The sequence below is a fragment of the Hamadaea tsunoensis DSM 44101 genome, assembly GCF_000428945.1.
Classification (GTDB): Bacteria; Actinomycetota; Actinomycetes; order Mycobacteriales; family Micromonosporaceae; genus Hamadaea; species Hamadaea tsunoensis.
The window spans coordinates 386967-400067 of the sequence record NZ_AUAX01000004.1 but is presented as its reverse complement, the minus strand read 5'-3'; the positions used below and the strand labels follow the sequence as shown (position 1 = coordinate 400067).

General features: G+C 71.2%; 19 protein-coding genes. 10 read left to right on the top strand and 9 right to left on the bottom strand.

Translation table 11 applies throughout. The features are described 5' to 3' along the window. Positions 1-34: 34 nt before the first annotated feature. From G401_RS44580 to G401_RS44575, 4 genes are all read left to right on the top strand, one after another. Complete coding sequence (locus G401_RS44580) at positions 35-676, top strand: M50 family metallopeptidase (RefSeq protein ID WP_051366407.1); 642 nt, start codon at positions 35-37, stop codon at positions 674-676. 112 nt (positions 677-788) lie between these two features. Then, positions 789-1061, top strand: a complete 273-nt coding sequence (locus G401_RS0109405; RefSeq protein WP_027342297.1) for a GlsB/YeaQ/YmgE family stress response membrane protein — start codon at positions 789-791, stop codon at positions 1059-1061. Between the two features lie 33 nt (positions 1062-1094). After that, positions 1095-1667, top strand: a complete 573-nt coding sequence (locus tag G401_RS0109400; protein ID WP_027342296.1) for a TetR/AcrR family transcriptional regulator — start codon at positions 1095-1097, stop codon at positions 1665-1667. Further along, positions 1664-2008, top strand: a complete 345-nt coding sequence (locus G401_RS44575; RefSeq protein ID WP_084556985.1) for a cupin domain-containing protein — start codon at positions 1664-1666, stop codon at positions 2006-2008. The genes G401_RS0109400 and G401_RS44575 overlap by 4 nt, the downstream gene beginning before the upstream one ends. On the opposite strand, the gene G401_RS55705 is transcribed toward G401_RS44575, so the two are convergent. The 3 genes from G401_RS55705 to G401_RS0109380 form a co-directional block, all read right to left on the bottom strand. Next, positions 2005-2154 (bottom strand): hypothetical protein, encoded by a 150-nt coding sequence (locus G401_RS55705; protein ID WP_157545514.1) that lies wholly within the window; start codon positions 2152-2154, stop codon positions 2005-2007. The genes G401_RS44575 and G401_RS55705 overlap by 4 nt on opposite strands. Positions 2155-2249: 95 nt before the next feature. After that, a complete protein-coding gene (gene pip, locus G401_RS0109385) occupies positions 2250-3212 on the bottom strand; it encodes a prolyl aminopeptidase (protein WP_211240704.1) in 963 nt (320 codons plus the stop codon). 16 nt (positions 3213-3228) lie between these two features. Next, positions 3229-3687, bottom strand: a complete 459-nt coding sequence (locus G401_RS0109380) for a MarR family winged helix-turn-helix transcriptional regulator (RefSeq protein WP_027342294.1) — start codon at positions 3685-3687, stop codon at positions 3229-3231. Between the two features lie 102 nt (positions 3688-3789). On the opposite strand from G401_RS0109380, the gene G401_RS0109375 reads away from it, so the two are divergent. After that, positions 3790-4206 (top strand): hypothetical protein, encoded by a 417-nt coding sequence (locus G401_RS0109375; protein WP_027342293.1) that lies wholly within the window; start codon positions 3790-3792, stop codon positions 4204-4206. Positions 4207-4222: 16 nt separating this feature from the next. Here the strand turns inward: G401_RS0109375 and G401_RS0109370 are convergent, their stop codons facing one another. The 3 genes from G401_RS0109370 to G401_RS58265 all read right to left on the bottom strand — a co-directional run bounded on the left by G401_RS0109370 (position 4223) and on the right by G401_RS58265 (position 6995). After that, positions 4223-5368, bottom strand: a complete 1146-nt coding sequence (locus tag G401_RS0109370; RefSeq protein ID WP_027342292.1) for an RNA polymerase sigma factor — start codon at positions 5366-5368, stop codon at positions 4223-4225. Between the two features lie 16 nt (positions 5369-5384). Further along, positions 5385-5795 (bottom strand): YciI family protein, encoded by a 411-nt coding sequence (locus tag G401_RS0109365; protein ID WP_027342291.1) that lies wholly within the window; start codon positions 5793-5795, stop codon positions 5385-5387. An 84-nt stretch (positions 5796-5879) separates the two neighbouring features. Beyond that, positions 5880-6995 (bottom strand): arginase family protein, encoded by a 1116-nt coding sequence (locus G401_RS58265; RefSeq protein WP_084556983.1) that lies wholly within the window; start codon positions 6993-6995, stop codon positions 5880-5882. 119 nt (positions 6996-7114) lie between these two features. Between G401_RS58265 and G401_RS44570 the strand changes: the two genes are divergently transcribed. The 3 genes from G401_RS44570 (at position 7115) to G401_RS0109345 (ending at position 10569) form a co-directional block, all read left to right on the top strand. Further along, a complete protein-coding gene (locus G401_RS44570; RefSeq protein ID WP_051366406.1) occupies positions 7115-8470 on the top strand; it encodes an acyltransferase family protein in 1356 nt (451 codons plus the stop codon). A 149-nt stretch (positions 8471-8619) separates the two neighbouring features. Further along, positions 8620-9153 (top strand): HAD domain-containing protein, encoded by a 534-nt coding sequence (locus G401_RS44565; protein WP_051366405.1) that lies wholly within the window; start codon positions 8620-8622, stop codon positions 9151-9153. Between the two features lie 450 nt (positions 9154-9603). Beyond that, the gene (locus G401_RS0109345) at positions 9604-10569 is read left to right on the top strand and encodes an NAD-dependent epimerase/dehydratase family protein (RefSeq protein ID WP_027342289.1); all 966 of its coding nucleotides are present in this window, start codon (positions 9604-9606) and stop codon (positions 10567-10569) included. Positions 10570-10573: 4 nt separating this feature from the next. Here the strand turns inward: G401_RS0109345 and G401_RS0109340 are convergent, their stop codons facing one another. The 3 genes from G401_RS0109340 to G401_RS44560 form a co-directional block, all read right to left on the bottom strand. Then, on the bottom strand, positions 10574-11029 hold the full coding sequence (locus tag G401_RS0109340) for a DUF5990 family protein (protein ID WP_027342403.1): 456 nt from the start codon (positions 11027-11029) through the stop codon (positions 10574-10576). Positions 11030-11049: 20 nt separating this feature from the next. Next, entirely contained in the window at positions 11050-11289 is a 240-nt protein-coding gene (locus tag G401_RS52515; protein WP_051366404.1) for a hypothetical protein, read from the bottom strand. A 109-nt stretch (positions 11290-11398) separates the two neighbouring features. Then, the gene (locus G401_RS44560) at positions 11399-11800 is read right to left on the bottom strand and encodes a nuclear transport factor 2 family protein (protein WP_051366403.1); all 402 of its coding nucleotides are present in this window, start codon (positions 11798-11800) and stop codon (positions 11399-11401) included. Positions 11801-11902: 102 nt separating this feature from the next. Here G401_RS44560 and G401_RS0109325 point away from each other — a divergent pair, with 102 nt between their 5' ends. Together G401_RS0109325 and G401_RS0109320 are read left to right on the top strand one after the other, a co-directional pair. After that, positions 11903-12454, top strand: coding sequence for a TetR/AcrR family transcriptional regulator (locus G401_RS0109325; RefSeq protein WP_211240703.1), 552 nt, complete (start codon positions 11903-11905; stop codon positions 12452-12454). A 25-nt stretch (positions 12455-12479) separates the two neighbouring features. Further along, positions 12480-13001 (top strand): GNAT family N-acetyltransferase, encoded by a 522-nt coding sequence (locus tag G401_RS0109320; protein WP_034591044.1) that lies wholly within the window; start codon positions 12480-12482, stop codon positions 12999-13001. Positions 13002-13101 lie beyond the last annotated feature (100 nt).

The window sequence follows — 13101 nt, the reverse complement described above, 5'->3', positions numbered from 1 at the left end:
GCGGTTGTAAACGCCGGCGGTGTAGGTTCGCCGGATGGATCGCCCCCTCGCCCTCGCCACCGCCGTCGCCGCCCTGGTGGTCGTGTTCGTGCCCGCGATCTGGCGGTACGCGCGCACGATGATCACGATCGTGCACGAGGGCGGTCACGCGCTCGTGGCGGTGCTGACCGGCCGGCGGCTGCGCGGGATCCGGCTGCACTCCGACACGTCCGGGCTGACGGTGGCCCGCGGCAAGCCGCGCGGGCTGGGCATGGTGCTGACCCTGATGGCCGGCTACCTGGCCCCCTCGCTGATCGGCCTGGCGGCGGTGTTCCCGCTGGCGGCCGGGCGGATCACGCTGATGCTGTGGATCACCCTGGTCCTGCTCTTCCTGGTCCTGGTGATGATCCGCAACTGGTTCGGCCTGTTCGCCGTGCTCGTCGTCGGCGCCGGCGTCTACGCCGTCACCCGGTACGCGTCCTTCGACACGCAGACGATCGTCGCGTCGCTCGGGGTGTGGTTCCTGCTGATCGGCGGGGTCAAGCCGCTGTTCGAGCTGCGCGGGCGGCGGCTGCGCAGCTCCGACCCGGCCCAGCTGGCCTCGGTGACCGGGGTGCCGGCGCTGTTCTGGCTCGGGCTGATGATCCTGGTCAATGGGGGATGCCTGGCGTACGGGGCCTGGCTGCTGCTCGCGTAGAGCGTTATACGTCCCGACCCGATCTTCGGCATTCGCCGGTGATGTCCGGTCGCCGCGGTTTACCGTGACGCTGCGGACCTCGACCGGCGGTACGCGGACGGAAGGAGCGGGAATGAGTGTCGGCGGCATCATCTCGGCGATCATCGTGGGTCTGATCATCGGCGCGCTCGGCCGCCTGGTCGTGCCGGGCAAGCAGGCGATCCCGATCTGGCTGACCATCGTGATCGGCATCGTCGCGGCCCTCGTCGGCACGGCCCTCGCCCAGGCGTTCGGGGTGGCCGACACCAAGGGCATCGACTGGTGGGAGCTGGTCTTCCAGGTCGTGCTCGCGGCGCTCGGCGTCTGGCTGGTGGCCCGCCTCTACGGCCGGTCGCGGCAGGGCTAGACCTCTGTACCTATTGGTATGTACAGTGCTGGCGTGGACACCCGCGAGAGCCTGATCGAGACCACGCGTGCCCTGCTGTGGGAACGCGGCTACGTCGGCACCAGCCCGAAAGCCATCCAGCAGCGCTCCGGCGCCGGCCAGGGCAGCATGTACCACCACTTCGCCGGCAAACGCGACCTGGCGCTGGCGGCGATCACGCGTACCGGGGAGGAACTGCGGGCGGCCGCCGAGGCCCAGTTCACGGCGCCGGGCAGCGCCTACGACCGGATCGAGGCGTACCTGCGACGGGAACGGCCGGTCCTGCGCGGCTGCCCGGTCGGCCGGCTGACCCAGGACCCCGACGTCATGGCCGATCCCGAACTGCGCGCGCCGGTCGAGGCGACCCTCGCCGCGGTACGCGTCGCCCTCGCCCGCGTCCTGGACGAGGGCCGGGCCGCGGGGGAGTTCGACGACCGGCTCGACAGCCCGGCCGTGGCCGCCGCGATCGTGGCCACCCTGCAGGGCGGTTACGTGCTCGCCCGGGCGGCCGGCGACGAGGGCCCCTTCGACGACGCCGTCGGCGGGATCCTCACCCTTCTGCACACCCACCGGAAAGGCACCGCATGAGCACCCCCGACAGCTCTGTCACGCGTACCGTCGTCCTCGACCAGACGCTGCCCGCGCCGCTTGCCACCGACCGGGTCGAGGTACGCCGGATCACCATCGCCCCCGGCCAGGCCGCCGGTCTGCACGTGCACAACGGTCCGGTGTTCGGCAGCGTCGAGACCGGCTCGGCGGTCTACCAGATCGAGGGCGGACCCGAGACCGTCCTGCGTCCCGGCGACACCTTCCACGAACCCGCCGGCGTCCGCGTCGCCAAGTTCGACGCGCAGGCCGACGGCGTCACGTTCCTGGGCTACTTCCTGCTGGAGGCGGGCCAGACCGCCGAGATCGCCTTCGTGGACTAGTCCGCGGCCGGCTCCAGGCGCGACGACGAGGCCAGCGCCGCCGACAGCCGCTCCTCGGTCACCGGATCGTCACTGAAGATCCACCGGTCGAGCGCGTGCGGCCACGCCTCGTCGTCGCGGCTCTCCGTCTGGTTGCGCCGGTCCATCGCGCTTCACCCCTCACCGTCGCAGGCAGAACTCTCATGCAAGCAGACGCCGCAGTTGCGGGGAAATGACACGGTGCCCGCTCACGGTGTGTGATTCACGCTTTCGCGTACCGGTCGAGGCGCTCCAGGACGACGTCGGAGATGCCGCCGTAACCCGCGCCGTGGCCGGCCCCGCCGACGATCACCAGGTCCGCCGCCGTCCAGCGCTGCGCGACCTGCCACGCGACGTCGGCCGGGCCGCTGACGTCCATCCGGCCCGTACACAGCAGGCCGGGGATGTCGTTGAGCCGGTCGGCGTCGCGTACCAGCTGCCCGTCGAGCAGGAAGCCGGCGTTGCTCCAGTAGTGGGTCACCATCCGCGCGAACAGGTAGCGGAAACCCGGGTCGGCGAACCGCGGGTCGGACTCGATCCGCCCGGCCGAGGCCACGGCCACGTGCACGTCCTCCCAGTCGCACCAGGCCCGCGCGGCCCGCTCGCGCACCGCCGGGTCGCCGTCCTCCAGCATCCGGTTGTACGCGGCGGCGAGGTCCCCGTCGCGTTCAGCCTCAGGGACCGCGGCGAGGAACCGGGCCCACTCGGCGGGGAAGACCCGGCCCATGTCCCGGGTGACCCACTCGACCTCCCGCCGGGTCGTGGTGACCACGCTGAACAGCACCATCTCCGAGACCCGCGCCGGGTGCGCCTGCGCGTACGCGAGCCCGAGCGTGGAGCCCCACGAGCCGCCGAAGACGAGCCACCGCTCGATGCCGAGGTGCTCGCGCAGCCGCTCGATGTCGCCGAGCATGTGGGGGGTGGTGTTGACCGACATGTCCGTCGCGGGGTCGCCGGCCCACGGCGTGCTGCGGCCGCAGCCGCGCTGGTCGAACAGCACGACCCGGTACAGGTCCGGGTCGAAGTACCGGGCCCAGCCCGGACCGAAGCCCGAACCGGGGCCGCCGTGGAACACCACGGCCGGTTTCCCGTCGGGGTTGCCGCACGTCTCCCAGTAGATGTGCTGGCCGTCGCCCACGTCGAGGCGGCCGGAGGCGTACGGGACGGTTTCGGGGTGCAGGGGCATGACGCGTACTCCTGAATCAGTCGCGGTGGTACGCCAGCAGCCGGCGCAGCAGGTCGGTGAGCACCTCGCGCTCGGCGGGGGCGAGCGGGGCGAGCAGGTCGTCCTGGATCCTCGCCACCCGGTGGGCGAGGATCTGCAGCTGGTGCTGGCCGGGTCCGGTGAGGGTGATGACGTTGCGCCGGCGGTCCTTCGGGTCGGGGGTCCGTTCGACGTGGCCCTGCTCGGCCAGCTCGTTGACGGTCGCGACCATGTCCGACAGGTGGATGCCGGCGCGGCGGCCCAGGTCGGCCTGGCTCATCGGGCCGTCCTCGGCGAGCGCGGCGAGGACGCGGTAGTGGTAGCGGCGCGCCCCGATCTCGGCCAGGCCGTCGCCCACGAGCCGGTGCGCGTACGCGGCGGTCTGGGTGAGCAGCCAGCTGGGCAGGTCGCGGACCAGCTCCGGCAGGTCGCCGGCGACGGGCGGGGACGGCTCCATGTGATCATCCTAACGCAATCGTTGGTGACGCTAACGTTGCCGAAATATCGTTCGGGGCTCTAACGTTAGTGCCATAAACGATTCTTCACGAAGGGGAACACCATGAGCACCTTCTCGCCCCGGATGCTCGGCGAAGCCGAGAACGCCGTCCGCGCCCTGCTCAACCGCACCCTGGCCGGCTCCGGCATCGGCTACCACGAGTGGGTCCTGATCAACGTGACCGCGCTGAACGGGGGAGAGACCGACCGGGCCCGCGTCACCGACCTGGCCGTCCACGCCCTGAAGATCACCGCCGCGGACGTCGACGCGTCCCTGGCCGCCAGCAGCGCCTACCTCGACACCACCCCGGACACGATCCGCCTGACCGACCACGGCCGCACCTGGTACGCCGACCGCAGCGAGGCCATCGGCGCCAACGCCCGCGTCCTGTTCGCCGACCTCGACGAGCACGACCTCGACGCGACCGCCCGGGTCCTCACCGCCCTCACCGAACGCGCCAACCAGCTCCTGGCCGCCTGAACCCGACACGATCACCTCACCCGCGCAGCCGAGCGTTGAGACGGGCGGCCTGCCGGGTGAGATGGTCGCGTTCGAGAAGGTTGGACGCGACCCGGGCGGCCCGCGCGTACAGCCGCGCCGCCACCGCCACGTCCCCCGCCTGCTCATGCAGGTACGCCAGCGCCGCGGTATGGCGCGGCAACGCCGGATCGAGCCCGGCCAGCGCCGCCAGACCCGCCCGCGGACCGTCGGCCGCCCCGACCGCGACCGCCCGGTTGAGCCGCGCCACCGGACTGCCGGTCAACCGCACCAGCTCGTCGTACCACTCGACGATCTGGACCCAGTCGGTCTCCCGCGCCGTCCGGGCGTCCGCGTGCAACGCCGCGATCGCCGCCTGCGCCTGGAACTCGCCCAGCCGGTCGCGGGCCAGCGCCGCCTGCAGCACCTCGACGCCCTCCGCGATCAGCCGCGTGTCCCACCGGCCCCGGTCCTGCTCGGCCAGCGGCACCAGGCTCCCGTCCACCCCCGTACGCGCCGCCCGCCGCGCATGGTGCAACAGCATCAGCGCCAGCAGACCCGCCGCCTCCTCGTCGCGGGTCATGACCGCCACCTGCCGGGCCAGCCGGATCGCCTCGGCGGCGAGGTCGACCGCACCGGAGTAGCCCTCGTTGAACACCAGATAGAGCACCCGCAACACCGTGGCCACGTCACCGGGCCGGTTGAACCGGACCCCCGACACCATCCGCTTCGCCCGGCTGATCCGCTGCGCCATCGTCGCCTCCGGCACCAGGTACGCCGTCGCGATCTGACGCGTACTCAACCCGGCGACCGCGCGCAACGTCAACGCAACCGCCGACGCCGGGGTCAGCGACGGATGCGCGCACAGGAAATACAGCCGCAGCGTGTCGTCGACCGCCGGACCCGGCAGCGCGGGCGGCTCGGCGAGGACGGCGTCCTCCCGCTGCCGCCGCGACGCCTCCGCCCGCGTGGTGTCCAGGAACTTGCGCCACGCCACCGTGATCAGCCAGCCCCGCGGATCACGCGGCCGGCCCCGCGGCCAGACGCGTACCGCCTCGATCAAGGCCTCCTGGACGGCGTCCTCGGCCGTGTCGAAATCCGCGCCCCGGCGTACCAGAACCGCGATCACCGTCGGCGTCAGCGTCCGCAGAGCGACCTCGTCCACCGCCGCCCTCCCGCCGTCATTCCGTGACAGCCGGGGGATAGGCCATGAACGGGCGCAGCTCCAGCCACTCGCGTACCGGCTCGCCGCCCGCACCCGGCGCCGCCGACAGCTCACCCGCGAGCTCCAGCGCCCGCTCACGGCTGTCGACGTCGATCACCATCCACCCGGCGATCAGATCCTTCGTCTCCGCGAACGGACCGTCGGTGACCGGCGGCCGGCCCGGGCCGTCGGACCGGACGAACGTGCCCTCCGGCAGCAGCGCCTGGCTGTCGACGAACTCGCCGGTGTCCGTCAGCCGCGCGGCGAAGTCCCGCATGTACCGCACATGCGCGTCGACCTCCTCAGGCGTCCACTGGTCGATCGGCACGTCGCCGCCGGCCGGCGCCGGACCACCCCGGTAATGCTTGAGCAGCAGATACCTGGCCATGTCGGCTCCCTCCTCGCCGGACGCCACGGGAGCGTCCCCGCATCAGAGACGGAGCCGGCACCGGATTCTCGACATCCCCGGCCGTCACAGCGCGTCGAGAACCGCCCGGACCACCGAAAGGTCGACCTCGGGGGAGTCCGGCATGAACTCCGTGACCGCCGCCCCCACCAGCCCCGAGCGCTCCCGCAACCCGCGCAGCGCCCCGGTCAGCTGGGCGACCGACAGCCCGCCCGGCTCCGGAAAACCGACGTGCGGGAACGCCGACGGATCCAGAACGTCCAGGTCGACGTGCGCGTACACGGCCGGCCGGTCCACGGTCACCGGCTCACCCGGACCCAGCACCCGGATACCGCGCCGGCGGATGAACCGCTCCTCCTCGGGATCCAGCGACCGCGTACCCACGAGGGTGATCTGATCCGGGGTCAGCGGCGTACCCGCGACCAGCCCCGCCGGCCCCTCACCGAGCAGCGCCCGCAGCACCATCCCGTGGAACGCGCCCGACGGGGAGGACTCCGGAGTGTTCAGATCCCCGTGCGCGTCGAACCACACGACCGCCAGATCCTCACCGAACCGCTCCCGCGCCGCGGCCACGGGGGAGAGGTCCACCGAACAGTCCCCGCCGATCGTGACCGCGTACCCGCCCGGCAGCTGCGCGCGTACCGCGCGGGCCGTACCGGGCAGATCCGTCACCTCGACGGTGCGGGGGAGTTCGGTGAGCATCCGCGCCATGAGCCGCGCGCCGGTCGCCAGGCGCCGCGGCTCGCGGGCACCGGAACCCTGCCACTGCGGCACCTCGACCACCGCCGGCTCCACCGGACGAAATCTTCCTAGGATGTCCGCGTCCTGCGGAACGAACGGCCGGCCGTCCCACGTGGACGCCTCCAACGCCGCGAACTCCAGCGCCGCACCCTCACCCGGCACCAGCCGCGACTCGTCCGCCGACGTCCGGCCCCAGAACACGAAACGCTCCACACCGGACGACACATGATGATCCACAAAACGCAAGTCGCCCTCAGGTTCCAGGCCCGTCTCCTCGGCCAGCTCCCGCCGCGCCGCCACCAGCGGCGTCTCACCCGCCTCGACATGCCCACCCGGCAGACACCACAGGCCCGGCGCCACCCGCGCATCGGGCGCCCGCAACTGCACGAGTACGCGACCAGCGGCATCCACCAGAATCACCAACGCCAGACGAACCGTCACACCCGCCGACCCTACCGGCCGTCACCTCGGCGTGCCGAAACAGCGGCCCCGCTGGAAACACCCCGAAGCGTCCAGTAGTGTGCGGATTTCGTGTGCCGTAGCTGAGATCTGGATGTGCGATGCCTCACCCGTCCGCGACCGACACCACCAGTGCCGGTCAAAGCCCGCTGAAGACCGCCTCCCAGCCCACCGAGCCGGCCCGCACCCAGTCCCGCCTCGGCTGGCTCGACGCCTTACGCGGATTCGCCGCCGTCGTCGTCCTGTTCTCCCACTACGAACCGCGCGCCTTCGGCGCCGTCCTCGACCCCGCCCTGTCCCACCTGCACATCGGGCTCTACGGCGTCCTCGTGTTCTTCTTCGTCAGCGGCTACGTCATCCCCATGTCGCTCGAACGCAAGGAAAGCCTGCGCGGCTTCTGGATCGGCCGCGTCTTCCGGCTCTACCCGGCCTGGGCCCTCAGCATCCTCCTCTGGGCCGCCGTCACCCTCGCGACCCAGTCACACCTGCCGGCGTACGCGACCGACCACGCGGCCACCTCCGCCGTCGCCCACCTGACCATGCTCCAGGAAACCCTCAACGTACGCGGCTACACCGTCGTGCTGTGGACCCTGTCCATGGAGATGATGTTCTACCTGATCTGCTCCGGACTGGCCGCCACCGGACTGCTCCGGTTCAGCCCCACCTGGCTCGTCACCCTGTGCGGCCTCGCGCTCGCCGCCGGCTGGACCCTCCCGGCGCACTACCTGACCCACGACCCCGCCCTGCGCCGCGACATCGTCCTCGTGGTCGCCACACTGCTCGCCGCCGTCCTGGCCGCCTTCCTCACCGGCCGGCGTACGCTCGCCCTGCCCGCGGGCATCCTCGGCCTCGGCGCGCTGGCCCTGCCGATCATCAGCTACCTGCCGACCTCCAACTTCCTCCTCTGGTTATCGATCATGTTCGGCGGCATGGTCGTCTACCACGCCCACCACGGGAAGATCTCCCGGCGGACGGCCGCGATCGCACTCTTCGCGCTGGCCATCGCCGGGACCGTCGACCGGTGGCGGCCGGACTTCCCGAAGGACTGGCAGATCCAGGTCGCCACCTTCTGGCTCGCCGCAGCCACGTTCGCGGTCGGCTTCCTGCTACGCCACCGGCAGCCGACCCGCGTACTGCGCTGGCTCGGCCGGATCAGCTACTCGGTCTACCTGCTGCACATCGTGGTCCTCCAGCCGTTCGACGCGACCATCCTCGGCTGGGGACCCGGCCCGCGCTCCGTCCTGGCCGTCCTCGGCCTCGCCGCCGCGACCCTGCTGCTGGCCGACCTGTCGTACCGGTTCGTCGAGCTGCCCGGCCAACGACTCGGCGTACGCCTCACCCGGTGGTTCGAACAGCGCTTCGGACCCGACCGGGGCCTCCCGCGTACGCCGAAGGTGACGATCATCAGCCAACCGGCCGTCCGATCCGCCCCGGAAGACAGCAAAATGCCGGTTTGACCCTGGTGTTACCCCTCGGTCAGGCCCGTTCGGCGCTCTCCGTCCATCTCAGGGCGTTTATGCAGGTCAGAGGCCCTTTTTGAGCTGGTCTGACGTTCGGGACGCCCTCACCGGCGGTCCGGACGGCCCCGATCGGCCATGATGGCGGAATGCCGCGCCCACCTGTCTGGCTCCTCGACGTCGACGGCGTGATCAACACCCGCCGGCCGGTCTGGGGACCCGACCTGTCCCGCGGCACCGTCCACTCCGACGGCGAGGACTATCCACTGCGCTGGGCGCCGCGACTGATCGCCCGCATCCGACGTCTCCACGAGACCGGCATCGTCGACGTCGCCTGGTGCACGACCTGGTGCCCGGACGCCGGCGCCCTCGAACAACTCTTCGGCCTGCCCCCGCTCGGCATCGCCCTGGACGCGGAAGCGCTCGCCGGCGACTCGGACTCGGCGAAGCTCGCTGCGGCGCGCCGCGTACGCGCGTCCGGCCGACGGCTCGTATGGACGGACGACACGGCGATCCCCGACGAGGCGCCGGTCCGCCGCGAGCTCACCGAGCGGGGCATGGGGCTGCTCATCCGGCCGCATCCACGACGGGGACTGCGGCCGGGCGACGTCGACCGCATCGAGTGGTTCGCCCGGGCGCCTCGCCGGGAGTGGATCATCTCGCGATCCTGGGATCGGTCCTAGGGTTTTCCCTCGGGTCGGGAGCGCGGCGGCGCACGCGGCTTCTCAGGGCGTTTTGCCTGTTCAGAGGCTATGCGGCAGGGCAGGAGAGGCGCCTGGAGCCGTCCGGCCGGACGGCGGGGTGGTTCTCGGGTCCCCCGGGCGTGGTCCTGCCGGGCTTCCCGGGCCCGTATTCGGTAATTCACGGCGCCGGTTCCAGCTGATTTTCTGGGCGCACCATAACGGTCATTATGATGTACGCAGAATATGAGAGTGGCTCTACGTTTCCGGCCCGTTCAGGTATTAACTAATTACAAATATCGGTAATCCAGTAATTAATGCCGAGACGCGATGAAGGCGGGAACGCGCGGCGAGCCGGACGCGGGAGCGCGAAATGAGCGCGGCGGGCGGCGTACCGGCGGCTACTACCCCGCTACCCCAGCGCGTACCAAGATCATCCAATAATGTGCTCCCATGCGGATTCTGATGATCGGTGGTACGCGCTTCGTCGGCTGGCACATCACCCACGCCGCCCTGGCGGCCGGGCACGACGTGGCGCTCCTGCACAGGGGCAGCTCAGGGGCGCAGGAGTTCCCGGAAGCGGAGCACATCCTCGCCGACCGGGACGGGGACCTCGGCGTGCTGTCGGGGCGGGTGTTCGATGCCGTGATCGACGTGTGCGCGTACCGGCCGGTGCAGGTGGAGCGGTTGGCGGCGGCGCTGGACGGGTCGCCGCGGTACGTGTTCGTCTCGTCGACGTCGGTGTACGCGCCGCCGGCCGCGCCCGGGTTCGACGAGTCGTCGCCGGTCCTGGCGGTGCCGGAGCCCGTGCCGGACGAGGTGACCGATGTGACGTACGGGCCGCTGAAGGTCGCGTGCGAGCGCGCGGCGTACCGGTTGTTCGGGCCGTCGACGCTGGTGGTGCGGCCGACGTACGTGGTGGGACCGCGCGACCGGCTGGCCCGGTTCGACTACTGGGTACGCCGGATCGCCGACGGCGGTGAGGTGCTGGCACCCGGTGATCCGGACACGCCGATGCAGCTGATCGACGTACGCGACCTCGGCACGTTCACCGTCGGACTGTTGGGTCGGGTGGACGGCGGGACGTTCCACGCGGTCAGTCCGGCGCCGCCGTTCACGTTCGGGGCGATGCTGGACGCGATCGTGGCGGCCGTCGGTCCGGCGGGGACGTCGTTGCGATGGGTGCCCAGCGCGTACCTGAAGGAGTTGGGTGTGACCGGGGACGATCTGCCGCTGTGGACGACGGATCCGGATGAGGCGGCGGTGGACACCGCGAGCCCGGCGGCCGCGGAGGCGGCGGGATTGGCGCCGCGCCCGCTGGCGCAGACGGTACGCGAGACGCTCGCCGCGCTGGATCCGGCGACGCTGACCGCCCGCCTGAGCCGCGAGCGGGAGCGGCAGATTCTCGCGGGACTGTAGGGGGTCAGGCCGTCCAGGTGATGACCGGTGGCCGGACTGATGCGCAGAGCGGATGTCCGTGCCGGTCGGTGAGTCCCAGTGTGCCGGTGAGCAGGCCGGTGTCGAGGGCGGTGCGGGCGGTGTCGGGATCGACTGCGTCGAGCTGGAGCTTGGCGCGTCGGAACATCCCGAACCCGCCCGCACTGTCCAGGGATCCCCAGGACAGGTAGATGAACCGGCCGCCGGGTGCTCCGGAGATGTAGGGACCGCGAACGTCGAGCCGCCCGTCGAGCATGGTCGCCGCGGTGGTGTCGAGGTCCCAGGTCACGTGGCCGGCGTCGCCCGGCTGCGGGTCGAGGAGGTCGCCGGGTTTGTCCTTGCGCTGGACTCCGACGTGGATGTTGTCGTAGCCGGGGAAGTTGTTCGTGCCGGGGCCGCAGTTCAGGCCGGGCAGGTCGTGTCCTTCGATCCGGATGCGCATGCGTTCGACGATAAGCCGGTTCAGGGAGATCCGTAGTCCTGCAGGAGGCGCCGGCGCAGGATGTCCGTGCGTACGGTGAGCGCGCCGAGCAGTTCTTCGTCGTTCATGCCGCCGGCGGTGCGGAACGCCCAGCTGGGGTGCCCTTGGTCGTCGAGGCATTTGACGAGGACGATGCAGGTGAGCGCGGTCCAGCCGTCGGGCAGCGGGTGCAGGCTGAGTCCGGTGAGCGCCTCCCCCACCGGTACGCGATCTTGCGCCATGCGTGGTTCTCCCGTCAGACGGCGTCCCTGTCGACGCTACCGCCCGGAACGCGACTTTATGCCCACTTCAGACGGACGGTGCCGTCCTGGCGGGGAGGGAAAGCGCTGGTCAGGCTGCCAGCGCCCGGCGCATCGCTGCATGGTCAACATAGTCCCGGGATTCGACGATCTCCCCGTCGCGTACGCGCAGGACGAAGATGCCGGGTACGCGCATCGGTTCTCCGGTGGCGAGGACGGTTCCGGCGTACGTGAACTCGCCGACGATCACCTCCGGGTCGGCGGTCTCGTGGACGACGATGTCCACCGGCTCGAATTTCACTTTCGGTGCCACGTATCCGCGGGCTCGACCGAAATGGGCGGCCAGTTCGGCGCGGGTGGTCAGGGCGGGTGCCCGGTCGGGGTCGAACGGGTGGCTGACGTCGGTGTGCTCGGCGTACAGGGCGGGCAGGTCGTCGTAGCGCTGGTCGCAGACGCCGTGCAGCAGTGCGAGGAATACGTCGCGGGGTTCCATGGTGTTCCTCCTGAACTTGACCCGAAACTCCGGCCCGGAACTCGAAACGGAGTGGTCACTCCGAAAATACGGAGTACCGACTCCGTATGTCAAGATGGGCCGGTGAGCAGAAGCGACGCACAGGCCAACCGGGCGAAGATCCTGGTGGTGGCCGAAGAGGTGTTCGGCGCGGGCGGCGAGGGCGCCTCCACCGAGGAGGTCGCCCGGCGCGCCGGGGTCGGCATCGCGACGGTCTTCCGCCACTACCCCACCAAGGCCGCGCTGCTGGAGGCCGTGCTCACCGAGCGGTTCACGCGGCTCGCCGGGCGGGCCAAGGCCGAGGCGGGCGCGCAGGATCCGGGGCGGGCCTTCTTCGACTTCTTCGCGTACATGGTGGCGGACTCGGCCAGCAAGATCGCCATCGCGGAGGCCCTGGCGGAGGCCGGCGGCGCGTTGGACGGTCCGGCCGCGGTCGCGTCGCGGGAACTGCACGACACCGTCGGCGTCCTGCTCGCCCAGGCCCAGGCCGCCGGCGCCGTGCGCACCGACGTCGACCTGCCTGAGGTGTACGCGTTGCTGATCGGCGCGTCGCGGGCGGCGTACGCGGGGGTCGGGCCGGAGGTACGCGACCGATCCCTGAAGATCATCTTTGACGGCCTGGCGACCCGCCCGTAGGACGTCGGCCGGTACGCTCGCCGCCATGGCAGAGATCGTCCAGGCGGACGCCACCATGTTCGCCGCGGCCGTCCCGGACCTGGCCGAGGTGCTCGCCGACGCCGTCGAGGACGGTGCCCCCGTCGGTTTCGTGCTCCCCTTCACCGTTGCCGACGCGGCCGCGTGGTGGCGTGGCGAGGTAGCCGGATCCGTGGCCGACGGCGGTGCGCTGCTGTGGCTCGCGCGTACGCCGGAAGGGGTGGTCGGCACGGTCCAGCTGCACCTGACCCGGACCTATACGAACGGCCTGCACCGCGCGGAGGTCGCGAAGCTGCTCGTGCACCGCAAGGCGCGCGGTCAGGGGCTGGGCCGGCGGCTGCTCGCGACGGCGGAGGCGGCCGCCGCGGAGCGTGGGATCACGGCGCTGATGCTGGACACCATGACCGGCAGCCCCGCCGAGACCCTGTACGCGACCGCGGGCTGGACGCGCTACGGCGTGATGCCCGACCACTCGGCCGACGCGTTCGGCGTGCTCCAGCCGACGACGTTCTTCTACAAGCTGCTCTGACGGGCCGCGCGCCGCGCGCAAGATCCCGCCGCGCAGCCCTCAAGATCCCGTTTGGATCAGGGAAATCACCCGAATCTTGGTCCAAGATTACGTGCGAAAC

Bases quoted from the DNA above. Each gene is read 5' to 3' on its own strand.
- G401_RS52515 (WP_051366404.1), bottom strand. From the start codon at position 11,289: ATGGCGCAAGATCGCGTACCGGTGGGGGAGGCGCTCACCGGACTCAGC.
- G401_RS0109365 (WP_027342291.1), bottom strand. From the start codon at position 5,795: ATGGCCAGGTATCTGCTGCTCAAGCATTACCGGGGTGGTCCGGCGCCG.
- G401_RS44570 (WP_051366406.1), top strand. From the start codon at position 7,115: ATGCCTCACCCGTCCGCGACCGACACCACCAGTGCCGGTCAAAGCCCG.
- G401_RS55705 (WP_157545514.1), bottom strand. From the start codon at position 2,154: ATGGACCGGCGCAACCAGACGGAGAGCCGCGACGACGAGGCGTGGCCG.
- G401_RS0109320 (WP_034591044.1), top strand. From the start codon at position 12,480: ATGGCAGAGATCGTCCAGGCGGACGCCACCATGTTCGCCGCGGCCGTC.
- pip (WP_211240704.1), bottom strand. From the start codon at position 3,212: ATGCCCCTGCACCCCGAAACCGTCCCGTACGCCTCCGGCCGCCTCGAC.
- G401_RS44580 (WP_051366407.1), top strand. From the start codon at position 35: ATGGATCGCCCCCTCGCCCTCGCCACCGCCGTCGCCGCCCTGGTGGTC.
- G401_RS0109380 (WP_027342294.1), bottom strand. From the start codon at position 3,687: ATGGAGCCGTCCCCGCCCGTCGCCGGCGACCTGCCGGAGCTGGTCCGC.
- G401_RS0109340 (WP_027342403.1), bottom strand. From the start codon at position 11,029: ATGCGCATCCGGATCGAAGGACACGACCTGCCCGGCCTGAACTGCGGC.
- G401_RS44565 (WP_051366405.1), top strand. From the start codon at position 8,620: ATGCCGCGCCCACCTGTCTGGCTCCTCGACGTCGACGGCGTGATCAAC.
- G401_RS44560 (WP_051366403.1), bottom strand. From the start codon at position 11,800: ATGGAACCCCGCGACGTATTCCTCGCACTGCTGCACGGCGTCTGCGAC.
- G401_RS0109405 (WP_027342297.1), top strand. From the start codon at position 789: ATGAGTGTCGGCGGCATCATCTCGGCGATCATCGTGGGTCTGATCATC.
- G401_RS0109375 (WP_027342293.1), top strand. From the start codon at position 3,790: ATGAGCACCTTCTCGCCCCGGATGCTCGGCGAAGCCGAGAACGCCGTC.
- G401_RS44575 (WP_084556985.1), top strand. From the start codon at position 1,664: ATGAGCACCCCCGACAGCTCTGTCACGCGTACCGTCGTCCTCGACCAG.
- G401_RS0109345 (WP_027342289.1), top strand. From the start codon at position 9,604: ATGCGGATTCTGATGATCGGTGGTACGCGCTTCGTCGGCTGGCACATC.